This window comes from Halomonas sp. 25-S5 (genome assembly GCF_029889845.1).
In the GTDB taxonomy this organism is placed as follows: Bacteria; Pseudomonadota; Gammaproteobacteria; order Pseudomonadales; family Halomonadaceae; genus Halomonas.
This window is the reverse complement of the sequence record NZ_JARANV010000023.1, coordinates 41,060-63,715: the sequence shown is the minus strand read 5'-3', so window position 1 is coordinate 63,715 and position 22,656 is coordinate 41,060. Positions and strand designations below refer to the sequence as shown.

General features: G+C 63.4%; 18 protein-coding genes and 1 pseudogene. 10 read left to right on the top strand and 9 right to left on the bottom strand.

What is annotated here, in order from left to right; translation table 11 throughout:
• Positions 1–211: 211 nt before the first annotated feature.
• The gene (locus OP498_RS14945) at positions 212–772 is read left to right on the top strand and encodes a hypothetical protein (RefSeq protein ID WP_280554190.1); all 561 of its coding nucleotides are present in this window, start codon (positions 212–214) and stop codon (positions 770–772) included.
• A gap of 141 nt (positions 773–913) precedes the next feature.
• Here the strand turns inward: OP498_RS14945 and OP498_RS14940 are convergent.
• Positions 914–1,095, bottom strand: a pseudogene (locus OP498_RS14940) (transposase); the annotation flags it as partial.
• A gap of 156 nt (positions 1,096–1,251) precedes the next feature.
• On the opposite strand from OP498_RS14940, the gene OP498_RS14935 reads away from it, so the two are divergent.
• From OP498_RS14935 to OP498_RS14895, 9 genes are all read left to right on the top strand, one after another.
• Positions 1,252–2,280 carry an amino acid ABC transporter substrate-binding protein gene (locus OP498_RS14935; protein WP_280554188.1) on the top strand — a complete coding sequence of 343 codons (1,029 nt, stop codon included), beginning with the start codon at positions 1,252–1,254 and terminating at the stop codon, positions 2,278–2,280.
• Positions 2,281–2,361: 81 nt separating this feature from the next.
• Positions 2,362–3,540, top strand: coding sequence for an amino acid ABC transporter permease (locus OP498_RS14930; protein WP_280546948.1), 1,179 nt, complete (start codon positions 2,362–2,364; stop codon positions 3,538–3,540).
• 28 nt (positions 3,541–3,568) lie between these two features.
• A complete protein-coding gene (locus OP498_RS14925) occupies positions 3,569–4,651 on the top strand; it encodes an amino acid ABC transporter permease (RefSeq protein ID WP_133481942.1) in 1,083 nt (360 codons plus the stop codon).
• A 22-nt stretch (positions 4,652–4,673) separates the two neighbouring features.
• A complete protein-coding gene (locus OP498_RS14920; protein WP_280546949.1) occupies positions 4,674–5,438 on the top strand; it encodes an amino acid ABC transporter ATP-binding protein in 765 nt (254 codons plus the stop codon).
• Between the two features lie 189 nt (positions 5,439–5,627).
• The gene (locus OP498_RS14915; protein WP_280554186.1) at positions 5,628–6,080 is read left to right on the top strand and encodes a cytochrome c; all 453 of its coding nucleotides are present in this window, start codon (positions 5,628–5,630) and stop codon (positions 6,078–6,080) included.
• A gap of 38 nt (positions 6,081–6,118) precedes the next feature.
• Positions 6,119–7,474: a cbb3-type cytochrome c oxidase subunit I gene (locus OP498_RS14910; protein WP_280546951.1), complete on the top strand. Its 1,356-nt coding sequence runs from the start codon at positions 6,119–6,121 to the stop codon at positions 7,472–7,474.
• A 72-nt stretch (positions 7,475–7,546) separates the two neighbouring features.
• Entirely contained in the window at positions 7,547–8,359 is an 813-nt protein-coding gene (locus OP498_RS14905) for a CbbQ/NirQ/NorQ/GpvN family protein (protein ID WP_280554185.1), read from the top strand.
• Positions 8,360–8,368: 9 nt separating this feature from the next.
• On the top strand, positions 8,369–10,315 hold the full coding sequence (locus OP498_RS14900; RefSeq protein ID WP_280554182.1) for a VWA domain-containing protein: 1,947 nt from the start codon (positions 8,369–8,371) through the stop codon (positions 10,313–10,315).
• Positions 10,316–10,356: 41 nt separating this feature from the next.
• Positions 10,357–10,575: a hypothetical protein gene (locus tag OP498_RS14895; RefSeq protein WP_280554181.1), complete on the top strand. Its 219-nt coding sequence runs from the start codon at positions 10,357–10,359 to the stop codon at positions 10,573–10,575.
• A 60-nt stretch (positions 10,576–10,635) separates the two neighbouring features.
• Here OP498_RS14895 and brxL read toward each other — a convergent pair whose 3' ends face one another.
• The 8 genes from brxL to OP498_RS14855 all read right to left on the bottom strand — a co-directional run bounded on the left by brxL (position 10,636) and on the right by OP498_RS14855 (position 22,648).
• Positions 10,636–12,696 carry a BREX system Lon protease-like protein BrxL gene (brxL, locus tag OP498_RS14890; RefSeq protein WP_280554179.1) on the bottom strand — a complete coding sequence of 687 codons (2,061 nt, stop codon included), beginning with the start codon at positions 12,694–12,696 and terminating at the stop codon, positions 10,636–10,638.
• Positions 12,697–12,740: 44 nt separating this feature from the next.
• Positions 12,741–15,074, bottom strand: a complete 2,334-nt coding sequence (gene pglZ, locus OP498_RS14885) for a BREX-1 system phosphatase PglZ type B (protein WP_280554177.1) — start codon at positions 15,072–15,074, stop codon at positions 12,741–12,743.
• Positions 15,071–15,679: a hypothetical protein gene (locus OP498_RS14880; protein WP_280554172.1), complete on the bottom strand. Its 609-nt coding sequence runs from the start codon at positions 15,677–15,679 to the stop codon at positions 15,071–15,073. Before OP498_RS14880 ends, pglZ begins: the two co-directional genes overlap by 4 nt.
• Positions 15,676–16,971 carry an ATP-binding protein gene (locus OP498_RS14875; RefSeq protein ID WP_280554170.1) on the bottom strand — a complete coding sequence of 432 codons (1,296 nt, stop codon included), beginning with the start codon at positions 16,969–16,971 and terminating at the stop codon, positions 15,676–15,678. Before OP498_RS14875 ends, OP498_RS14880 begins: the two co-directional genes overlap by 4 nt.
• Before the next feature lie 135 nt (positions 16,972–17,106).
• Positions 17,107–18,939, bottom strand: coding sequence for an Hsp70 family protein (locus tag OP498_RS14870; protein WP_280554168.1), 1,833 nt, complete (start codon positions 18,937–18,939; stop codon positions 17,107–17,109).
• 1 nt (position 18,940) lies between these two features.
• Positions 18,941–20,281: a hypothetical protein gene (locus tag OP498_RS14865; RefSeq protein ID WP_280554166.1), complete on the bottom strand. Its 1,341-nt coding sequence runs from the start codon at positions 20,279–20,281 to the stop codon at positions 18,941–18,943.
• The gene (locus OP498_RS14860) at positions 20,274–21,380 is read right to left on the bottom strand and encodes a hypothetical protein (protein ID WP_280554164.1); all 1,107 of its coding nucleotides are present in this window, start codon (positions 21,378–21,380) and stop codon (positions 20,274–20,276) included. Before OP498_RS14860 ends, OP498_RS14865 begins: the two co-directional genes overlap by 8 nt.
• Positions 21,381–21,412: 32 nt before the next feature.
• Positions 21,413–22,648, bottom strand: a complete 1,236-nt coding sequence (locus tag OP498_RS14855; protein ID WP_280554162.1) for an RNA-binding domain-containing protein — start codon at positions 22,646–22,648, stop codon at positions 21,413–21,415.
• Between the last annotated feature and the right edge of the window lie 8 nt (positions 22,649–22,656).

Below are 22,656 nucleotides of genomic sequence, written 5' to 3'. Positions count from 1 at the left end.
GATGTCTATGGCAAGGACATCAGGCCTTCTCCCATGTGCTTCATTGGTCGGATTGGCGACGAAAGCACCAGTACCGGGCTTGGCAGTGCCACTGTCGTCAGCAGCAAGCCCTGATGGCAACGCATGAACGACCACAGCAGTAGTTACGGCTGTAGTACTAGGCCACTTCTACGAGGACCAACTGTCGCAGATGCCTGCGCTGGAGACTGCGATGGCCGCAAAGAAGCGAACAGGCTACGCGCTGCGCACGATGCTCGGTGATAAAGATCTGGCGGGAAAGGCGACAAAGCTCGCGCAGACGCTCATCGCGATGACGTCGGGCGCAGTGGTGTTGCAGATACCGTCACCGATGCAGTGGCTGTGCGCCACCCACCACTTCTCGGGCTCGACGCAAGTGGAGGAGCTGGACGTAGACGACGCGGAGAACTCCTCCGTATACGTCGCCGACTGGCTCCGCGCACTGGCGGCGCTACCGTTCGCCGCGGTGCTGCTCGACGACAGGCCCCTGCCCGGGAAACAGCCTTCAGAGACCGTTGAGCTGGGCACGTACACACCCATCACCAATGTGACCGCGCACTACCGGCTCATCGCCGGCATGCGTAGGAAAGACGCTGTGAGCATCAACGAAGCCGAGCTGCGGGGGGCCGTCATCCCCGACGAGTTCTGGATCGGGACAGCGCCATTGCCATCTGCCGCCGACTTCTATGTCACGCACATCCCCGAGACTGCAATTCCTGAGACGGTGTTGGATCAACTGGAGAAGCTCAAGTGAGGTAAGGAAGCTCAATGGTAACAATTTAGCCCATTCCACAGACGGCTCGCCAACGGGCTATTTTCTCTGGCATCGTCAGACCATCAGGCTTGCGGCTTATCAAGTAATATGACCATCAGCGACATCAATGTGGAAGTTGCCCTACGTTATGTCCGAAAAGTTGGCTCGCAAACAACGATTTATGCACGCCAGGCATACCATGGCCCTGAAGCTGCTGGCCAATTTGTCGTATCGTGTGCAGACCCGTCGTAGCTCTTTGATCCACCCGAACCAGCGCTCGATGATGTTCCTGTCGCGATACTGGGCTTGTCAAAGCCCCGCGGAGCAAGATGGCACGGCTTTCGCTTCATCAGCACTACCTGAATTTGTAAACACCTTCTCAGCGTTTAACCGCCGGTTGGTGACGAGGCTCCCAGGTCTGTTAGTTTCGAGGCTGCCGCATCAGCACTACTCGACCTAACAGAATCTGGAGTCTTTTCATGCGGTACAACAACAAGACACTGCTATCCCTTTCTGCCGCTGCTCTCTGCGTCGGTATGATCTCCTCTGCCTCGGCGGCCACCCTGGACGAGGTGAAGGAGCGGGGCGAGCTGCGCTGTGGCGTCAACGTCGGCCTCTCCGGCTTCTCCTCGCCCGATCAGGATGGGACCTGGCAGGGGCTGGACGTGGAGACCTGCCGCGGCATCGCCGCCGCCATCTTCGATGACCCCGAGGCGGTCTCCTTCACGCCGCTGACCGCCAAGGAACGCTTCACCGCCCTGCAATCCGGCGAGATCGACGTCCTCTCGCGCAATACCACCTGGACGGCGACTCGAGATAACTCGCTGGGTCTGAACTTCACCGCCACCACCTTCTACGACGGTCAGGGCTTCATGGTGGCCAAGGACCTGGGTATCGAGGGGCCTGAGCAGTTCGACGGCGCCTCGATCTGCATCCAGTCCGGCACCACCCACGAGCTCAACCTGGCCGACTACTTCCCCTCCCGCGGCATCGATATCCAGACGGTCACCTTCGACACCCCCGACCAGACCGCCCAGGGCTTCGCCAGCGGCCGCTGTGACATCCTGACCTCCGACACCTCCCAGCTCAGCGCCCTGCGCCTGCAGCTGCCGGAGCCGGGCAGCGTCGAGATCCTCGAGACGCTGATCTCCAAGGAGCCGCTCGGGCCCGTGGTCCGCCAGGGCGATGACCAGTGGCTGGACATCGTCAAGTGGTCGGTCTTTGCCATGGTCAATGCCGAGGAGCTCGGGGTGAACAGCGACAACGTCGACGACATGAAGGCCGACCCGCCCAATCCCCAGGTGGCGCGCCTGCTGGGCGTGGATGGCGATTATGGCGAGCAGCTGGGGCTCGCGAACGACTGGGCCTATCAGCTGATCGCCCACGTCGGCAACTACGGCGAGGTATTCGCCAGCACCGTGGGCGAGGACTCCCCCATGCAGATCAGCCGCGGCGTGAATGCGCTGTGGAACGAGGGCGGCATCCTCTACGCCCCGCCGGTCCGCTGACCCACCCTGAACGTCCAATGACCGGGCACCACGCATGGCAACATGCGTGGTGCCGTTTCGGGTACGTCTGCGAGGCTCGATATGCTGCGTTCTTCCTCACGGGAGCGGGGGCCGCTATGGCGTGACCCCACCTTCCGCGCCCTGCTGGTGCAGGGCATCCTGCTGCTGGCGCTGGGGGCGTTCATCGCCATGGTGGTGTCGAACACCATGGCCAACCTCGAGGCCCGGGGCATCTCCACCGGCTTCGGCTTCCTCCAGGACCGGGCCGGCTTCTCCATCCCCCAGACCCTGATCGACTATTCCGGCGACAGTACCTATGCCCGCACCTTCGTGGTGGGGCTGCTCAATACCCTGCTGGTCTCCGCCATGGGCATCGTGGCGGCGACCCTGATCGGCTTCGCCGTGGGCATCGCCCGACTGTCGCCCAATTGGCTGCTGGCCCGACTGGCCACCGCCTATGTGGAGATCTTCCGCAACATCCCGCTGCTGGTGCAGATCCTGTTCTGGTACTTTGCCGTGCTGCAGGCCCTGCCCAGCCCACAGAACAGTCATTCGCTGTTCGAGGTGATCTTCCTCAACGTGCGCGGCCTGGTGCTGCCCGACCCCCAGCCGCTGGCCGGATTCGCCGCCACCCCCTGGGCACTGCTGGTCGCGGTGATCGCCACCTGGTGGCTGGCGCGTCACGCCAAGCAACGCCAGGCGAAGACCGGCCGGCCGCTACCGGTGTTCAAGCTGGGCGCCCTGCTGTTGATCGGCCTGCCGTCGGTGGTCTTCGTCGCCACCGGCATGCCGCTGGAGTGGTCCCTCCCGGCGTTCAAGGGCTTCAACTTCCAGGGTGGCGTGACGGTGCTCCCCGAGCTGATCGCCCTGTGGCTGGCGCTCTCCATCTACACCGCCTCCTTCATCGCCGAGATCGTGCGCTCGGGCATCCAGTCGGTGCCCCAGGGGCAGGTGGAAGCGGCCCAGGCGCTGAGCCTGCCCGGCGGCATCATCCTGCGCAAGGTGGTGATTCCCCAGGCGATGCGGGTGATCGTGCCGCAGCTGACCAGCCAGCACCTCAACCTGATCAAGAACTCCTCGCTGGCCACGGCGATCGGCTATCCGGACCTGGTGGCGGTGTTCTCCGGCACGGCGCTGAACGTGACGGGTCAGGCCATCGAGATCGTCGCCATGACCATGGCCGTCTACCTGCTGATCAACCTGATAGTGTCCGCGCTGATGAACCTCTACAACGCGCGCACGCTGCTCAAGGAGCGCTGAGATGGTGGATACCACGACCGTGACCGAGATGGTCGCCGAGCGCCGGCCGCCCGACCTGCGCCGTGGCCTGCTCGGCTGGCTGCAAGCCAACCTCTTCAATACCCTGCTCAACGGAGCGGTGACCCTGGTGACCGTGGCGCTGCTGGCCATGGTGCTCTGGCCCGTCTTGCAGTGGGCGGTGTTCCAGGCCGACTGGCTCGGCAACTCCCGCGAGGCGTGCAGTGGCGAGGGAGCCTGCTGGGTTTTCATCAGCGCGCGCTTCGAGTCGATCGTCTACGGCTTCTACCCGGGTGCCGAGCGCTGGCGGGTGGACCTGGTCTTCGCCGCGCTGGCGATCCTGATCGCCTGGCTGGCCATCCCGCGCCTGCCCGCCAAGCGCTGGGTGGGTCTGTTCGCCATGGTCGCCTTTCCCGTCATCGCCTTCTTCCTGCTGGTAGGGGGTGTGTTTGGCCTGGAACAAGTGCCAACCGGCAACTGGGGCGGCGTGATGCTGACCCTGACCATCGCCACGGTGGGCATCGTCGGTTCGCTGCCCATCGGTATCGTGCTGGCGCTGGGGCGGCGTTCGCAGATGCCGCTGGTGCGCGGCTTCTGTGTGGTGTTCATCGAGTTCTGGCGCGGCGTGCCGCTGATCACCGTGCTGTTCATGGCCTCGGTGATGCTGCCGCTGTTCGTGCCTTCTCAGGTCGAGTTCGACAAGCTGCTGCGTGCCCTGGTGGGCATCATGTTCTTCTGGAGCGCCTACATGGCCGAGGTGGTGCGTGGCGGGTTGCAGGCCATCCCCAGCGGGCAGGAAGAGGCGGCCAAGGCGATGGGCATGGGCTATTGGCAACGCATGGGGCTGATCGTGCTGCCCCAGGCGCTCAAGCTGGTCATCCCCGGCATCGTCAATACCTTCATTGCGCTGTTCAAGGACACCTCGCTGGTGCTGATCATCGGGCTCTTCGACCTGCTGGCGATCATTCGCTCGGGGCTGACCGACAGCGACTGGCTGGGTTTTGCTACCGAGGGTTATGTCTTCGCCGCGCTGGTGTTCTGGGTGTTCTGCTTCAGCATGTCGCGCTACAGCCAGCACATCGAGCGGCGCCTGCACACCGGCCACCGCAACTGACAACCACGAACGGGATCTTCTCATGAACCAGGCAAACGCCGCCCGGGCCGACTCGCCGATGATCGAGATCGCTGGGCTCAACAAGTGGTACGGCGACTTCCACGTGCTGCGTGACATCGACCTGACGGTCGCACGGGGCGAGCGCATCGTCATCTGCGGCCCCTCGGGGTCGGGCAAATCGACGCTGATCCGCTGCATCAACCATCTCGAGGAACACCAGGAAGGGCGCATCGTGGTCAATGGCATGCCCATGACCCGGGACGTCAAGCGCATCGAGCAGATCCGCCGCAACGTCGGCATGGTGTTCCAGCACTTCAACCTCTTTCCCCACCTGAGCGTGCTGGAAAACTGCTGTATCTCCCAGACCTGGGTGCAGAAGAAACCGCGTACCGAGGCCGAGCGCACGGCCATGGAGATTCTCGAACGGGTACAGATCGCCGACCAGGCCCTCAAGTACCCGGGCCAGCTCTCCGGCGGCCAGCAGCAGCGGGTGGCCATCGCCCGGGCGCTGTGCATGCAGCCGGAGGTGATGCTCTTCGACGAGCCGACTTCGGCGCTGGACCCCGAGATGATCAAGGAGGTGCTCGACGTCATGGTCGAGCTGGCCCGCGACGGCATGACCATGCTCTGCGTCACCCACGAGATGGGCTTCGCCAAGACCGTGGCCGATCGGGTCATCTTCATGGATCAGGGGCAGATCATCGAGCAGGCCCCCCCCGAGACCTTCTTCAACCACCCCAAGTCCGAGCGCACCCAGCTGTTCCTCAGCCAGATCCTCGGCCACTGAGCCCCTCCCGGGCGGCATCATGTCGGCTGTCGCCCGCCTTCCTTCCCCGGAAATTGACCGGTGTCAAAGTCTCACCCTGTGCTCTGCTGCTACGCTTAACATGTATCTGCGATACATCTTAAAAGGAACGCAGGGCTGCATGCCGTGAACGGCGGCGGCACTGCCACACGAGCAAGGGGGGTATGGTCCATGGCCGACGGTCTCACCAAGTCGGCGGCCCGCAACATCTTCTACGGCGGGTCGCTGTTCTTCTTTCTGCTGTTTGCCGCGCTTACGGCGCACAGCCACTGGTACATAGTCAACACGTCCACCGACAGCGCAGGGCTCACCGAGTCCGTCAAGCTCGGCAAGGAGGTGTGGGAAAAGAACATGTGCATCAACTGCCACACCATCCTGGGTGAGGGGGCCTACTTCGCGCCGGAGCTGGGCAATGTCTGGGAACGCTACGGCGGGCACAAGAACCCGGAGGCGGCCCGCGCGGGGCTTGCCGCGTGGATCCGCGCCCAACCGCTGGGCGCCCAGGGGCGCCGCCAGATGTCGGCCTTCGACCTCAGCGAGGAAGAGATGCAGTCGCTGATCGACTTCCTGGAGTGGACTGACGGTATCAATACTCAGGACTGGCCGCCGACCCCCGCCGGCTGAGCCGCTGGACCGCGGATGAATCAAGGAGAACGACACCGATGAAATACGAAACCCAGAAGGTGGCGCTGCCATTCTTCATGGTGGCCATGGCGCTCTTTGCCCTGCAGATCGTCTTCGGGCTGCTGGCCGCCAGCGTCTATGCCTGGCCCAACTTCATGTCCGAGCTGATGCCCTTCAACATCATGCGCGTCAGCCACACCAACCTGCTGATCGTCTGGTTGCTGATTGGCTTCATGGGTGCCACCTACTACCTGATGCCGGAAGAGGCCGAGCAGGAGATCCACAGCCCCACCATCGCCTACATCCAGCTGGCGATCTTCGCCTTTGCCGGGGCCGCGGCACTGGTCGGCTACCAGTTAGGGATCCACGAGGGGCGCGAGTTCCTGGAGCAGCCGTTCTGGGTCAAGGTGCTGATCACCATCTCCTTCCTGATGTTCTTGTTCAACACCAGCATGACCCTGCTCAAGGGCCGCCGGACCGCCATCAACCTGGTGCTGATGCTGGGCCTGTGGCTGGCCGCGGTGTTCTGGCTGTTCGCCTTCTACAACCCCTCCAACCTCGCCGTGGACAAGCTCTACTGGTGGTGGGTGGTGCACCTCTGGGTCGAGGGCGTGTGGGAGCTGATCATGGCGGCGCTGCTGGGCTACCTGCTGATCAAGATGACCGGCGTCGACCGCGAGGTGATCGAGAAGTGGCTCTATATCATCGTCGGCCTGTCGCTGTTTTCGGGCCTGTTGGGTACCGGCCACCACTATTACTGGATCGGCGCGCCGAGCTACTGGCAGCCCATCGGCAGCATCTTCTCGACCCTGGAGGTGATCCCCTTCTTCGCCATGGTGGTGTTCGCCTTCACCATGTTCTGGAAGGGCAGCCGTAACCATCCCAACAAGGCCGCCATGCTGTGGGCCCTGGGTTGCCCGGCCGTGGCCTTCTTCGGCGCGGGTGTATGGGGCTTCATGCACACCCTGTCGTGGGTCAACTACTACAGCCACGGCACTCAGGTCACCGCCGCCCACGGCCACCTGGCCTTCTACGGGGCCTACGTGATGCTGATGCTCGGCGTGATCACCTTCGCCATGCCGCAGCTGCGCCGCGTCCAGCCCTACAACCAGGTGCTGAACATGTGGGGCTTCTGGGTCATGACCGGTGCCATGTGTTTCATGACCTTCACGCTGACCTTCGCCGGTGTCGTCCAGACCCATCTGCAGCGCGTGCTGGGCATGAACTACATGGAGGTGCAGGACCAGCTCGGCCTCTTCTATATGATGCGTCTGGGCGCCGGTATCGCGGTGGCCGTGGGAGCGGTGATGCTGCTCTACGCCTTCTTCGGCCCGGCCCGCGAGCAGGTGCCGGCTGGTGGCACCCAGCTGACCGCAGGCCCCGAGCGCGCCTGACCACCCGAGGGCCCCGCTCGGGGCCCTCTTTCGTTCGGTTCTTCGTAAATCACCCTGACAGGAGTGATCTTCATGCCCCTTTCTTCCGTGGCCGCCAACGCCAGCGAGCAAGAGATTCCCTATTACCAGAGCGTGGGCAACGAGTGCGCGATGTTCGAGCAGGCGTTCCAGCAGCGCCTGCCGCTGCTGCTCAAGGGGCCGACCGGCTGCGGCAAGACCCGCTTCGTCAGTCATATGGCGGCGAAGCTCGGCAAGCCGCTGTTCACCGTCTCCTGCCACGATGACCTGACCGCCGCCGACCTGACAGGGCGCTACCTGCTGCAGGGCGGCGAGACCCGCTGGGTCGACGGCCCCCTGACCCGTGCGGTGCGCGAGGGCGGCATCTGTTACCTCGACGAGGTGGTGGAGGCGCGCAAGGACGTCACCGTGGTGATGCACCCCCTCACCGACGACCGGCGGCTACTGCCGCTGGAGCGCACCGGCGAGCTGCTCGAGGCGCCGGACGACTTCATGCTGGTGGTCTCCTACAATCCCGGCTACCAGCACATCCTCAAGTCCCTGAAACCGAGCACCCGCCAGCGCTTCGTGGCGATGTCCTTCGACTTCCCGCCGCCGGCGGTAGAGCGCGACATCGTCGCCCGGGAGAGCGGCCTGCCAGCCGACCAGTGCGCCGCCTTGGTCAACCTGGCGGCCAGCCTGCGCGCCATGAAGGGCCAGGACCTGGAGGAGGGCATTTCTACCCGCTTGCTGGTCTACTGCGCGACCCTGATCGGCGCCGGCATGCCGATCCTTGATGCCGCCCGCGCCACCCTGGTGGAGCCGCTCTCGGATGACGCCGACGTCCAGGAGGGGCTGATGGAAGCCATTCACGCCACCTTTGGTTGAGATCTGATCATGCTGGACTTTCTTGAGGTCGAGGAGACCGTCGGCCGCTTCTGGCACCGCTGGGCCTCCGGCGCGGCGAGCTACCCGGACCACCCCGAGGCGGCGGTGACCCTCGAGAGCCTGCGCCCCATGCTCGGCGTCTTCTTTCGTGCCGGCGGCGGCGAGGCCGGGGTCGAGGTGGCCGCCATCGCCCGGCGTGGTTCCGCCCACCGGCTGAGCCTGCGCCAGCGCCTGGGCCTCGACGAGGAGGACCTCGACCAGGCTCGCCGCGACGAGGAGCACCTGCTGCTGCCGCCGCGCCTGGCGCTCTTCCCCGAGGCCGCCCTCAACCGCGACCTCTACCTGTGGCTCACCGCCTTCCTGGCCGAGGCCCGGCCGGTGACGTTTCCCGCGGACCCGCTGCAGGCCGATCTGGCGCGCCTGCGCGAGGCACGACGCACCGCACGGGCCGCCCTGGCCCGCTTCCCGGGACTGACGGATCGCTATGTACGCCTGTGCGGCGAGTTGCTCGCCATTCGCCCGCAGCGCAAGCGCCTGCCGCCCATGGAGGCGGCCCTGGAGGCGGTACTCTGCGCCGAGCTGGGTGCCCCCGACCCCGACGAGGCCTGGGCCGCGGCCATGCAGCGCGCCATCCGCGAGTCGGACGTTTCGCTCGCGGCATTTCGCGCCCCGCGCGGCTACCGCCCGCCGTTGCCGGTGCCGCTATGGGGTCAGGCCGTGACCCTCGGGACCCGCGACGGAGCCCGCGAAGCCACCGTCGACGACGATGACGACATGACGACTGCCGGCGACTCCCCCGAGGATGACCAGGGCAAGCGCAAGGCCGACCGACGCGAGCAGGACCAGGCCGACCGCGACGACCCGCTGATGCTCAACAACATGGAGAAGATGCTCTCCTGGGCCGAGATGGTGAACCTCAACCGCCTCGTGGACGACGATGAAGAGGAAGAGGCCAAGAAGGCCGCCGACCAGATCGACGAGATCGTGCTGACGCCCAACCGCAAGAAGGCGGCCACCCGACTAAAGCTCGACCTCGACCTGGCCCCGGATGAGGTCGCTGGTGGTCGGCTGACGGGGCGTCATACCTATCCCGAGTGGAATCACCGCAAGCAGGCCTACCTGCCCGATCACTGCGTGGTGCTCAGCGACGTGCAGAGCGAGGAGGGGGAAAACTGGACCCCCGACGAGGCGACGCGTCGGCGCATCCGCCGGGTGCGCCGCGAGTTCGAGGCCCTGCGACCGCGGCGCGAGCTCCTGCGTGGCCAGCTGGACGGCAGCGAGCTCGACATGGACGCGGTGATCCGCGCCCGCTGCGACCTGGCCGCCACCGGCGAGTCCAGCGACCGGCTCTACGTGGACACCCGCACCCAGGCCCGCGACCTGGCGGTATCGATCCTGGTGGACGTCTCGCTCTCCACCGAGGCCTGGCTGCAGGATCGCCGAGTGCTGGACGTGGCCAAGGAGGCGCTGCTGGTGCTGGGCCATGGCCTGGCCGGCTGCGGCGATGATTATTCGATCCACAGCTTCACCTCCCAGCGCCGCCACAAGGTGTGGGTCAAGACCTTGAAGGACTTCGACGAACCCATGGGCGATCGGGTCTCGCGGCGTATCGCCGCGCTCAAGCCGGGCAGCTATACCCGCATGGGGCCGGCGATCCGCCACCTGACCGGGCAGCTGGCCGAGCGACCCAATCGCCATCGTCTGCTGCTGATGCTCACCGACGGCAAGCCCAACGACAACGACTACTACGAAGGGCGCTACGGTATCGAGGACACCCGCAAGGCAGTGCTCGAGGCACGCCGCCAGGAGGTGAAAGTGTTCGGGGTGACCATCGACCGCGAGGCGGGGCAGTATATCCCCCACCTGTTCGGCCGCGGCGGCTATGCCATCGTGCAGCGTCCCGAACACCTCTCGCTGGCGCTGCCGGGCATCTACCGCCAGATCATCGCCAGCTGAACCAGCGCCCGTCGAGACCCCGATCCATGAGGAGTTCCGCCATGACCACACAAACCCGACTCATCCTCGCCATGGCGGCCTGGTGCCTGGTCGCCGTGGCGCTGGTGCTGCCGCTGGTATGGCTGATCAACAATCGCGACTGGGGCGTGGCGCTGATGCTCGCCGTGCCCTTCGTGGTCTACGGTCTCATGCGCCTGGGGCGTGCCCTGGAAAGCTGGGCTCGGGCGAGCGAGCCGCCAGGTTCAAATCGCAAGGCTTGACGCTGTGGCACGGGCAGAAATCTCCAGCTTGGTACGATGATAACTTTGGTATTCCCGAGTCTAATCTCCGATCGATTTGAGCAGCGCGTCCCGGGCATCCAGGTAGAACTGGATGCCGACCTTGGTGGCCATCTCGTCGGAGAGGTCGAACAGCAGTTTGCGGCAGGTGACCGGCATCAGGATCGCCGTGGCGCCTTTCTCCACGGCAATTTCCACCAGGGTCACCGGGTTGTGGATGGGTTCGATGGAGCCGCCCAGGTTGATCTCGCCGATCACGATCAGCCCCCCGCGCAGGCTGCGCTTGAGCAATGCTGAACTCATGGCGATCAGCGCCGCGACTCCCAACTTGGTGCCGGCCTTGGCGGCATCGAAGGCGCGCAGTTGGATAGTGAACTCATGCTGTCGGGGTTCCTTGTCGCCGACCAGCTGGCCGGCGCGGGTGTAAAGGTTCTGTTCGGCGTAGCCGATGCTTTCCTTGAAGGCGGAGGGCACCGGCTTGTTGAGGATCTTGACGCCGGTGCCCGGGCCCTCGTTGACCTCGATGCGGTACAGGCCCGGATGCTCCTCCTGGCCGTTGCTGGCCTGGCCACCGGGGCTGATGCTCCATACTTGGCCGGGCTCCAGTGGATCGCTGCCGATGCTGTTGTCGCTCTGCAGCTCTGGGGTGGCGACAAACGTCTCCACGCCATCCTCGCCCATGGTGTAGCTGAAGTGGGTGTTGCGGAACTCGGCGGCGCCGATGCGTTTCTGCTGCTCCTTGACCCGCCGGCGCGCCTCCATGGCGATGTGAATCGCCCACTCCAGGTCATTGTCGCTGAGCGGGAGGTCATCGCCAGGATAGAGCAGTTTCAGCAGGCCGCTGGCGGTCTTGTTGACCGCGTTGGTATCACGGCCGGATAGCGCCCCCCCGAAGAAGACCCGCCCCTGCCACTGCGAGACGCGGCTCTGGTTGCGCAGCTGGCTCCAGCACTCCGAGAGGAAGTCGCTGACCAGGCCGAAGTGGTCAGTGAGCAGCTCCTTGCTGACCTTTGGCACGTCCCAGCCGGGCAGGAAGGCGTGGATGCGGTCCATGAAGGCGGTATCGTGGCGCATCTCCTCCGGCAACGGACCGAACAGGTGGCCGATGCGCTGCTGATGCTCCACGTCCACCTCGAAGTTGCCCACCAGCACGATGGAGCCATCGGCGCGGATGCTCTCCTTGCCGCGGGAGAACTCGCCGCTCTCCATGTAGCCCTTCATGATGTTGACGCCGTCCTTGTTGTCGAACGAGATGCCGGACACCTCGTCGAAGCAGACCACGTCGTACTGGCACACCAGGCCTCTGCGACCAGAATTGTTATCCACGAACATCTTGGCCACGGTGGCCTTGCCGCCGGAGATCAGGTGCGCGTAGGGCGAGACCTGCTGGAACAGGTGACTCTTGCCGGTGCCGCGTGGCCCCAGCTCGACGACGTTAAAGTTGCGCTCCACGAAGGGCACCATGCGCAGCAGCAGGGCGTCCTTCTGGCGCTCGGTGAGGCCTGCTGGCTCGATGCCGGTGGAGCGCAGCAGGAAGGCCTTCCACTCTTCGGTGGTGAAATGACGGCGGGCAGTGGCCAGCTCGTCGAGCACGTCGCGCTTGGAGAGCTGGATCTCGCGCAGGGCGCGGATGCCAAAGGGGCGCCCGCCCTGTTCCTGGGCGATGCTGGCGTCGTACTCCAGGGTCAGCTCGGCGTAGAAGCCGCCGGTCAGCATCCGCTCGTGCTCGCTGACCAGGTCATCCGGGATCCGCACGTCGGTCAGGCGCAGGCTGGGCAGGCTGGCCATGTAGGTGTCGTTCTTGGTGTCCAGGCGGGCCTGGATCAGATCGATGATCTTGATTTCGCCCTTCTCGCGGGCGCGGGCCTTGAACAGCTCCTCCTCGCCGGCCTTGATGGTGCGCGACTTGAGCTGCCGCTGCACCACCTCCAGGCCCTCCTCGATCTCTTCCGGATCGGTGCTGGCACAGTAGCGGCCGAGCAGGAACTCCACCACGTAGGTGGGAACCGGAAACTGCCGAGCGAAGGTGCGCACCAGGTCCTTGCGCACCAGGTACCCATCCAGCAGCTCAGCCGCCTTGCGATCCAGTTCATCGAGTTCCATGACGTCTCCGTATGTCTGTTCTCAAGGGCGTCTGTTATCAAAGGCTATTCACTGCCGCCGATGGTGGTGGAGCGCTGGGCGATCACCTGGCCACCGTCGTCCAGCACCACGGCGTAGGCGGTCTCTCCTTCGAGGTCGTCGTCCTCGACCACCACCGAGGCCTTGCCACCGGCCTTGAACGGCTTGGGTGAGAGCACCAGGCTGCTGGCCGCGTCGCCGGCATGACGGCGAACATCCAGCGTCAGCCCGTCGCTGTCGCCTTCCACTACAAGGGTACAGCGCAGCCCCTTCCACACCAGATCATCGATCAGCACCGAGGGCTTGGCGCCGGCGCTGCCGGTCACCACCAGTTCCGGTGTGACGCACTCCTGAAGGCTGAGGCCACCATGGGTGTAGGTCTCGCCCGCCTTGAAGCAGTGAATGCTCTCCGCCAGGGCGAAGTGTACCTGTTCGTTCCAGTACCAGGGGAAGCGCGCTGCGTCTGTATGGGCTCCCGGCTTGAGCGCGGCACAGCGCCCCCACTTGGTTTCCGCCAGGCTCGCCGGCAGCTCGGTCTTGGGCAGCTCGCCCGGCAGCAACAGCCAGCCGTGATCGGTGACTATGCGAATCTGTGACCAACCCTGGGCCAGCAGCACCTGGATGCGCTCTGCCACCTCCGCCAGCATGTCATCCACGTGCTGGGCCAGCTTCCAGCCGCGCTCATGGCCGGCATGATCGATATCGCCGAACTCGCACCAGGCCGGTCGGGAAGTGTCCAGGGTCTCCTTGTGCAGCTGTTCCACCTGGCGGCGTTCCAGCACCTGCCAGCCGTTATCGCGCAGCAGTTTCTGGAAGATGTGGCGGGTGATGGGGGTGAACTGATAACCGTCCGGTTCCTCCTGGATGGCGTTGCTACCCAGGATGGGCGCCACGGCGTACTTGCCGGTGCCGGTCACGCTGGGCAGTGCCGACCAGGTGCTGTGCTCGGCGACCTCCAGCCCTTGGGCGACAAGGCGCTGGGATAGCCGTTTGCCGCAGTCCATGCGCAGGCCATCCACGAAGAGCACACACTCGCCTGGCTGGGCATGGGGAGATGCCTCGCCGCGCTTCAGGCCATCAACACCCGGTTGCCATACTTTCTGAAGGTGGCGGGCGGCCTCGTCGGCCCAGCGCAGGTACATCGCGCGTATCGCCGCGAAGATGGCCTCCTGTTCGCGCTGGCCGGTGACCTGCTCCAGTGCTCGGAGCAGGGCATCGTCGGCCTTCCAGCCCTTGTCCAGGTACGCCTGGCGCATATCCTCCGCCTGGCCACCCGCCAGGCTGCGCGCCGTCACCCTTGCCAGCTCGGCCAGCGGTGCCAAGGCCATGGCCAGCGGGCTTTCGCCCAACTCCGCCCATACCCAGTCGCGGCGATGGCCGTGTTCCTGCTCCAGGGCTCCCAGCCGTTCTCTCGCCTCATGGGCTGGAAGCTGACCCAGCGCGCACAGCGCATGATAGAGCCGCTCCTCCTCCTGGCGGTTGAGCTGTGGCCAGACGGCCATGTCGTCAGGCTCGGGGAAGAGCCCAAGATCCGGTGGCGTAAGCTGCGCAAGCTGCTCGATCAGCTGTGGGTAGCGGCGGGGGGCCTCGGTGAAACGCGCCCAGACTGTCTTCCAGTTGCCCTGGCGCTGGGTAAAGCGTTCCAGCGCATCCAGTACGCTCTGCTTCTCCGGGTGTACGCCGTAGCGGGAGAGGCACACCTGGCAGAAGGCCTGCCATTCGTGGAGGGGCCAGCTGGAGCGCATGGCGTCGGGCTGATTGAGCCAGTCCAGCAGGTCGCGCACCGGGTCGCCGCCGGTGAGCAGGGTATTGAAGGCCTCGGCGTCCAGATGACGGCCTTGAAGGTCGGCTAGTGATTCCCTCAGTAGCCGGGGCAGGGCGGCCAGCAGCGCCTGGCGGGTTGCAGCGTCCCCGGCGATCTCAAGGCCGAGCCCACCCTGCTGGGAGGAAAGAAACGCCCGCGGCGTCCAGTCCTTGGCGTTGATCTGAGACCAGAGCGCTCCTCGATACTGCAGCTCCGCCAGCGGTTTCAAGGCTTCTGGGCACTCGCTGACGGCGCGCAGGTCCTGGCGCCCCACGCCCGGCAGGTAGAGGATCGGCGGTGTCTCCTCGTCCAGCTCGATGTCGTCTATCGTTCCTGCAATGGCGCAGCGCAGCCAGATTGCCGGGCCGCGACGCTGCTCGGGGGCATAGTCGCCCAGCACCAGGAGCTCAGGCAGTTCGGTCTGTATCTGCGCGATCACCGGCTCCCACAGCCGCTCGCGGTCCGGCCACAGGATGCAGGCCGGGGCGGCCTGCACATCGGGGTTGTAGGCGGCGGCGCCGCGGATGGGGTGTCTAAGTTGGTCGAGCAGCGTCATGGCAGCAGTCCTTGTCGCAGGGCTTCCCGGTACACGAAGGGAGAGCGTTTGCGCAAAAACGCGGCCGTGTACTCGCCTTCCAGAAATTCCTGAAAGTGCCTGGCACGGAGTTCCCGGTTGCCCGCATCGTCGAGTCCGAGTCGCTCGATGGTGTCTGCCACCTGCTCTTGCTGCTTACCCTCAAGCTCGGGCGATGGGTAAATGCTGCCGCTGACCAGTTCCAGTCGAAACCAGCCATCCTGCACCTTGAAGGGGTCCAGGACCTTGCTGTAGTCCCTCTTCCGGCTGTTCATGATCGAGCAGGCCAGGCGATAATTGTTCCATTCGTAGGCCAGGTCCGGTCGTGGCGACTTGGCCACGAAGTGATCCACCGTAGCGCCGCCGGTCACGCGCTCGATGTAGACACAGAGATAGGCGCAAATACCGCTGTAACGACTATGCAGATCGGTTAGGCACTCTCGCCAATAGGTCGGGAGCTCCTTGCCCGTGCCAGCAGGCAAGGGCTGAGGGCGGAGCCAGCCTCGCTCTTGTAGCCAGGCACTGCCACGCTGACGCACGCGCGCATCGAATTCGGCAGGTTCGGGTTGCGGCACCACAGGAATCATTCCAACCACCCCTTCTGTTCCGCCACAAACCGCCAGCGCATCCAGAAGGGGTCGGTATCGCCGAGGACCTCGCGCAATCGCCTATCCAGTTCCAAGGCTTCCTTCTGGCTCAAATCCTCGCGCTTGAGTGCCTCGGAGGCGTCGCTCAATGCCTGCTCGGCCTCCTCGGAGCGAGCGCTGGATAGATCGAAGGCCTCGCTGGTCAGCCAGCGGCTGGCGTCGCCGCGGCGAATGAACTCCCGGCGGGTCAGCTGTACTCGAGGTACTTTGTTTTTCTTGTCTCGGTGGATATCCAGATCGAACCAGGCATCCTGCTGGTGATCGAACCAGGGTTCGACAGAGGCCATGATCAGCGGCGAGTGTGTCGCGGTGATCAGCTGCGTCTCGGCCTCCTGGGCCAGGCTATCCATCAGCTTGAGCAGCGCCGGTACGATCTTGCGCTGCCAGCTGGGATGAAGGTGGGACTCCACTTCATCGATCAGGAAGATGACCTGGTGGGTCTCGGACTGCTGGAGCAGCCGGGAGGCCTGACGGTGCTCCTGCCAGGCCCAGACCAGGAAGTAGGCCAGCGCCATGATACGGCGCATGCCGGAAGAGGCATGGATCACCGGCACGTCCTGCTGATAGGGCATGCGTACCGTGGGGATATCGCGCACGTCATCCAGGCTGACCCGGGTCAGCTCGCCAGGTGCCAGCAGCTCCTCGGGGGAGGGAGACAGTACCTCCAGCACCGTCTTCAGTTGCTGGAACGCCTGCCCGTTCTCCTTCTGCCACCCCGCCCAGTCGCGAATCAGGCCGTTGCATAGCCACTTGCCGTCATCGGTGCGTAAGCCGTCCCAGACCTCGGCCGGGCTGAAGACATAGGCCGGCTGCCGTTCCTGGGTATCCAGGTTCTTATGTGCCACCCAGTAGTTGCGTGCGGGGTCCCAGACGGCAAAGCTGCCGTCGGACATGGCATAGAGGACAAGACCCGGGTTGGCGGGACGTCCCTGTCGCCCCGTCCAGTCCTGCTCCTTGGGCTTGAAGGTGCTGGTGTAGCGTTCCGCCTTGGCCTTGCCCGTGAACTCGAAGGTGATCTTCCCTTCACCGCTTGTGGGCCTGGCCATGTTGCCGGATGTCAGCTTGGGGTTGATCTGCGCCGGCCACTTGCGCGTCAGCGCCCACCAGGCGATATCCAGCAGGAAGCTCTTGCCCAGGCCGTTGTCACCGGTCAGCAGGTTGAGTCGCGAGCCGAAGTCCAATGCCATCTTCGGCGCCGGGCCGACCCCTTCAATAATTAGGGATTTGATCATTGCCAGGCTCCTTCGTGGTTTGAGCTCGCGCCTGCCGCTTCGCCGCCAGCGTGAGGTGGTAATCGATGATCTGTCCCGTCCATATTGACTCTGCTTCGCCAGAAAGAGCTTATTCATTCTGGAAGGATTATGGTGTCAGCGCCCCGATAGACACCGACACTTTGGATCCCCGGCGCGCCTCCCGCAGTAACTGCAGGCCGCATACCATGCCCGCTCTTCGCGCTGTATCGGGCTTAGCTCCTCGATACGGTTGAAGTGGCCACCAGGCTTGGTCATCTCTTTCCTGATCAGGGCCTCTCCAGGTACCAGCGAGATATCCTCGTACCTGGCCACATTGGGTCGCAGCAGGACGCTGCCTACCGGCTGCTCGCTCTGGCTGCTGCGACCCTTAGGCTTTTTTGCCGTTTTCTCGGCCCCGCGGCTCTGCTTTTGTGGTTCGTTCATTGAATGACCGGTGATTCCCTGCATGATGTCCAGGCCGAATTCCAGCTCGTGAATGGGCCGGTAGTCGTTGTCTCCTTTGATGGCTGACTTCGCCGAGGCATGCAGGATCAGGTCATCGTCCACCTCCAGGTCGAGCATGATCCGCTCGAACAGTTGCTGCATCGAGGGCTCGACCTTGATGTTCAGGGATGCCAAGGGCTGGCGAGAATCGTTGGGCTGCACCTGGCGCCCGTGGCGGATGGGGGAGAGCAGGCTGATCTTGCCGACTCCGTCCCGAGGATCGGTACAGTAGAGCGTCAGCCTCTCCGCTTCGCTGACATCCCCGGCGGTGGGCATTTCGTAGCCTGCGCCAATGACGGGAAAGTATGCGTTACGCGCCACATGGACCTCGATGTTCTTGGCCAGGCGCAGGCGTGCGCGATCATGAGCGATCCAGGCGGCCCCTTCCGAAATAATGGAAAAGCCACGTTCAGAGATCTCGACCCGGGTGGCGCCGAACATCTCATAGAGGCCCGACTTGACTGCCGGCATGTTGACGATACCGCCGGTCGCCAGGCATAGCGAGATATCCGAGGTGGTCAGGTCGGCGGATTCGATCAGGGTCTTGGCACGCTTCACCCCCTGGCGGATCTTCTGACCGATGATCTCCTCCAGCTCGCTGCGGGTCAGCAGGATGTCGATATCAGGGTCCTTCACGTCATTACGGAAGTATGCCGGGATGTAGATGGGCTCCTGCTCCCGCGAGGAGAGCTTGATTTTGGCTTCCTCGGCCCGGGTCAGAAGGCGCAGGCTGGCATCAGGGTTAATGTCCGCCTCATCGGAACCGAGCCCTGCCGCTTCGACGGCGCGTTTCTCGACCTCACGGCGGATCGCCTCGTCCATCACATCGCCACCGAGCCCGTGAGTACCGTCGTTTCGTATCTGCACGAGCATGCCTTTTTGCACCTGGCACAAGGTCAGGTCCAGGGTGCCGCCGCCCCAGTCGAATACCAGCAGGTATTGCCCTTCAAGGCGGCGGATCTCGTTTTCCGGATCTTCCTTGGTGCGCAGGTAGCCGTAGAGTGCGGCCATGGGTTCATGCACGAACTGCTCGATGGTCAAGCCCGCCTGGTGAAAGGCCTCACGCAGCTCGCGACGTTGTCTGCCATCCATATCGACGGGAATCGTGACGACGGCCCGACCGATACCCCGATCAAGCTTGTAACGCCGGTCTTCCTCGGTGGCCCTCACGACGTGTTTGACGACATCAGCGACCATGTCGCGGGGGCGCCGCGGCACTCCATCGACATGCACATGTTCCCGGTCCAGCAGCATCTTGGGTGAGCGGACGACGTTGCCGATGACACCAATCTCGTGGGTGGCTAGGCGCTTCTTGGCCTCGCTGCCACAGATGACGCTGTCGCCCTCGTAACACACCACGGAAGGGTAGGGCTCATCCCCCTGGTCGAATACCACCGTTTGACCGCCGATGACCTGGCTGATCAGGCTGTTGGTGGTGCCGAAATCGAAGCCGAAGACCTCCATATCATTCTCCTTCCGTATCGCGCAGGATCTTCTTCAGATGGCCAAGCGTTTCATCCACGTAGTGCGAGACGATATGCAGCTTGGGCGGGTCGCGTTGCAGAGCGGTCAGCGCCTCCTCCAGGCGGGGCACCTCGCTCTTCAGTGCCTTGGTCACCTGGGAGCGCAACCGGTGCTTGTCATCCTCAAGGTGGACGCTGGTGGTCTGGGCGTTCTGCTTCTCCCGATTAAGCGCCTGCCCAAGCTCTTCAATCCTGGCCAGCAGGGCTTCGTGCTCATGGCGCAGGGCCGTGTGCTCCTGGCGTGCCTGATCGCGCTCGGCAGTGAGGCGCTTTGCGTCTCGCTCCAGCCGTTCCAGCTCGCTTTCCTGTCTGGTCCTGGTGTTCTCGATCTGGCGCGACAGCCAGCCCAGCGGAGAGAAGTCGGCAGTGACCTGGGTATAGGCCGCCTTCAGTAGTGCCTCCTTGGCCTGGGTGGGGTAGTGAGTGCTGGTGGTGAACACGCCCTCCGCCCTCAGGAAGCGCAGGATCTCGTCTTCTCCGGCCCACCCCTGATTGGCTTGCCAGATCAGGCTCAGGAACAGCATATTCCGCAGCTTGGCCAGACGCTCCTTCTTGTCCTTGTCCTTGTCCTTGTCCTTGTCCTTGGCCTGTATATCCTTGTCGGCTCCCACCTGCTGCGCTCGGCTGGCGTAGCGCCTGAAGAGCTCCTTGGCGGGGAGGCGATCTTCGTCGCTGAGCGGTAGCCAGTCATCCGCAGGCTCCATGGGGAGATCGAACCCTTCCCGGCCAGCGTCGATGGCGAACTTCAGCAGCAGGTCCTTGATGGTGCGATTGCTGTGGACCTCGAAGGCGGCGAAGGCCAGGTTGACGGTACGGGCGAGCGAGTCGTCCTCGCGCTGGGCAAGGTCGAGAAGCTCCGAGCGCTGAGCTGCCGAGAGCGTCCGCTCCTCCAGCTTCTTCAGGGCCGGTTCGGTGATCGTCTTAGGAGTGCCCGAGGAGGCATAGAAACGCTTGATGATATCAAAGACACGCGTGACCGGCTTACTGCCCTTGGGACCCTTGCCGGAGGAGTTGTCATTCTTGTTGGTCCCTTCCTGCCCTGATGAAGGCGATACCGTCGCTGCGTCCTGGTCAGTTTCGCTTGCGAGATAGTGCCCACTGGGCCGCCTGTCCCGGCCAGTCGCTGACGTCTGCTGGGACGCAGTCGACGATGAGGTATCGGTTCCCCGATGGGACTCGTCGTTGTTGGGCTTCTTCCCGCGAGACACGCCTCCTGAGACGGCGCCGGTCGCCTTGTTCATGATTGGCACAGTCTTGCGGTCTTCCTTAGGGGAGTCACTCATTCTCTACGTCCTCGATGATGCGGGTGGCCAGAGTCTCGAATAGCGGGCTGTGGCGAAGCTTTTTGGCCCAGGCGGCAGCCTGTTCATGGTCGCCCGCACCCCAGCAGGTATTCATGGCCAGTACTTGGATCTTTACCCGGTCGTGGTCGGTGGTGAACCGCTTGCTGGCCAGTTGCACAAGCTGCGGAAGCTGCTCCTGCTGCTCTGCCAGCGGCAGGCTGCAGAAGCGCATGACCTCGGCGGTCAGGGTATCCACCGGTAGGCTATGGCCGGAAGCAACCCTGGTATCGGGGGCCGGGCAGTGCTTGCCGGCGCGTAGCCCGTTCAGCACCCGGCAGGCGATGGCGACCTGACCAGCGAGTGCCAGGGCTTCCGCCTCGCTGAAGGCGTTATCGTTGAAGTTGACCAGCGCCTTGATCAGGTTGGCCAGTGGGCGGTAGAGGAAGCGGAGTGCCTCGCGGGCAGCGTGGTATTTCGCCGAGTAGCCATCGTGGCCAAGGCTGGAGCCGCCCCGCTGATCCTTGGCCAGCACGCCGTAGAGGAAGTCGCTAACGCCTTCCAGGTAGTACCTGGCACCATCCTTCTGTTTGGCCTCCGTGATGAACTGGGCGATACGATCACTTTCCAGCGGCTGGTTGACGATCAGGGTGTTGAAGGCCCGCTCCACCGCGGCCAGCTGTGCCTCGGTAGGGATTTCGAATTCGATATGGTAGGTCACCGAGTAGTCGGCGCTGGTCAGGGTGACCTCATGGAAGCCCGAGGTGATCTCGTTGAGTCGGCGGCATGCCTGCCGGTTGGTCACTTCTTGCTGGTCGATCACGATCCGCTCTGCCTGCTGGATCACCCAGTCCGCCAGCGGGAACGGGCTGGCCACCACCTCGCCCCGCTCCTTGACCATGCGGCTGCCTATGAGCAGCTGGGGGCGCTTGAAGGGGTGCTGGTCAAAGACGTGCTGCCGCCGCGCCTCACGGTCCGCAAAGAACTCGCCGCATTTGTCACATTTGAAGGTGACGGGGCGGTTGGGCTCCGTCGGAAACTCGGGGATCAGCACGCTGCCCCCGGCATTGCCGGGGTCCACTGCATCGGTGATCTTGGCCATTGCTAGCCTCCCTGCGTATTACTAAACGATTTTTATTTCCTCAGCACCACCTTTAAATAATCATCTGTTAGTTCAAACTGTGGCTCAGTGCCATTGTGCTCGCGCATGGAAGGAATGATTTTTGTTCGTACTCCCATGCCGCGAGCATCTACATAGCCATAGTCACGTAAAACTTCGATAATAAGTGGGTTTCGTGGCGAGCGTTGCCCTGCGATCATCTTCTCTATCGTCATGGAGTTTTGCAGCGCCCCTGGGCTTATGACTTCCAGTCGATCCGAGTAACACGCGACTTCGATATCCACAGAGCGAGTCCAGTCACGGTGAGCAAGCGCATTGATAAGAAGCTCTCTGATAGCTTCGCGAGGATAGTGCCATCGGCGCTCACGCCGGAATCCCGAATCAATATCTGTATCTTCTTCGGAAATAAATGGCTCGATAGTGTCAATAAAGCGTTCTACAAGTCCGTAGTCATTCTCTGCAAGGCGCCGGCTACCCTGCTCATCTCGCCGCCACAGGCCTACAATGGGAGCATCCAGAATACTATCAAGCTCGGCGCGGTAGGTTTTATCCTCACCATCAAAGGCCAGCACACGAAGGCCCGACTGACGAAGATAGCGACGCGGGGATACACCGAAAAGCACAAGTCCGGCAATGGTACAGACCACCTGGTCGCCAATACCTTCCACCATAAAGCCCAGCGCAAGAAGACGATCTACCCACTCGGCTTTATCCTCGGGTACGTCAGGGTCTTCGATGACATTGCGCAAATAATCATCCAGACGATCAAGGTTGAGCGACTGAAAGTTTGTGCCGGTCACCGGCAGCGTTTCCGGGTGTAGAATGCCACCACTGGCAAATAGGCGCGCCTGCTGTTCACGAGTGGCAAGGCGTGATGTCGAGCCTACTCGGATGTAAATCTCTTCACGGCCTTGGTGGCGAAGGACGTAAGGTTTGGTGATGCCTTGGGTAAAAGAGACAATCGCGACACGGCGTTCATCGTCAATCTTCACTTCTTCGTAGAAAGGCAGGATTAGGGGGTGTATCTTGGCGCCAAAGACACTATCCATTACCCATTCTTCAAGATTCGGCCGCTGAATACCACTGACGGTGCCGTCATCTTCGACACCCAGTATTACCATGCCACCGTTAAGGTTGGCCATGGCCACGACTTCTTTGGCGAGCTGTTCAGGTCGAATATCGTCTCGTTTGAATTCGACACCTGAATTTTCGCTATTGGCGATAATCTCCAGCAGTTCGGTTTTTAACATGTGAATGT

Excerpts from the sequence above, each read along its gene's own strand:
- OP498_RS14945 (WP_280554190.1), top strand. The coding sequence starts at position 212 with ATGGCCGCAAAGAAGCGAACAGGCTACGCGCTGCGCACGATGCTCGGT.
- OP498_RS14935 (WP_280554188.1), top strand. The coding sequence starts at position 1,252 with ATGCGGTACAACAACAAGACACTGCTATCCCTTTCTGCCGCTGCTCTC.
- OP498_RS14930 (WP_280546948.1), top strand. The coding sequence starts at position 2,362 with ATGCTGCGTTCTTCCTCACGGGAGCGGGGGCCGCTATGGCGTGACCCC.
- OP498_RS14925 (WP_133481942.1), top strand. The coding sequence starts at position 3,569 with ATGGTCGCCGAGCGCCGGCCGCCCGACCTGCGCCGTGGCCTGCTCGGC.
- OP498_RS14920 (WP_280546949.1), top strand. The coding sequence starts at position 4,674 with ATGAACCAGGCAAACGCCGCCCGGGCCGACTCGCCGATGATCGAGATC.
- OP498_RS14915 (WP_280554186.1), top strand. The coding sequence starts at position 5,628 with ATGGCCGACGGTCTCACCAAGTCGGCGGCCCGCAACATCTTCTACGGC.
- OP498_RS14910 (WP_280546951.1), top strand. The coding sequence starts at position 6,119 with ATGAAATACGAAACCCAGAAGGTGGCGCTGCCATTCTTCATGGTGGCC.
- OP498_RS14905 (WP_280554185.1), top strand. The coding sequence starts at position 7,547 with ATGCCCCTTTCTTCCGTGGCCGCCAACGCCAGCGAGCAAGAGATTCCC.
- OP498_RS14900 (WP_280554182.1), top strand. The coding sequence starts at position 8,369 with ATGCTGGACTTTCTTGAGGTCGAGGAGACCGTCGGCCGCTTCTGGCAC.
- OP498_RS14895 (WP_280554181.1), top strand. The coding sequence starts at position 10,357 with ATGACCACACAAACCCGACTCATCCTCGCCATGGCGGCCTGGTGCCTG.
- brxL (WP_280554179.1), bottom strand. The coding sequence starts at position 12,696 with ATGGAACTCGATGAACTGGATCGCAAGGCGGCTGAGCTGCTGGATGGG.
- pglZ (WP_280554177.1), bottom strand. The coding sequence starts at position 15,074 with ATGACGCTGCTCGACCAACTTAGACACCCCATCCGCGGCGCCGCCGCC.
- OP498_RS14880 (WP_280554172.1), bottom strand. The coding sequence starts at position 15,679 with ATGATTCCTGTGGTGCCGCAACCCGAACCTGCCGAATTCGATGCGCGC.
- OP498_RS14875 (WP_280554170.1), bottom strand. The coding sequence starts at position 16,971 with ATGATCAAATCCCTAATTATTGAAGGGGTCGGCCCGGCGCCGAAGATG.
- OP498_RS14870 (WP_280554168.1), bottom strand. The coding sequence starts at position 18,939 with ATGGAGGTCTTCGGCTTCGATTTCGGCACCACCAACAGCCTGATCAGC.
- OP498_RS14865 (WP_280554166.1), bottom strand. The coding sequence starts at position 20,281 with ATGAGTGACTCCCCTAAGGAAGACCGCAAGACTGTGCCAATCATGAAC.
- OP498_RS14860 (WP_280554164.1), bottom strand. The coding sequence starts at position 21,380 with ATGGCCAAGATCACCGATGCAGTGGACCCCGGCAATGCCGGGGGCAGC.
- OP498_RS14855 (WP_280554162.1), bottom strand. The coding sequence starts at position 22,648 with ATGTTAAAAACCGAACTGCTGGAGATTATCGCCAATAGCGAAAATTCA.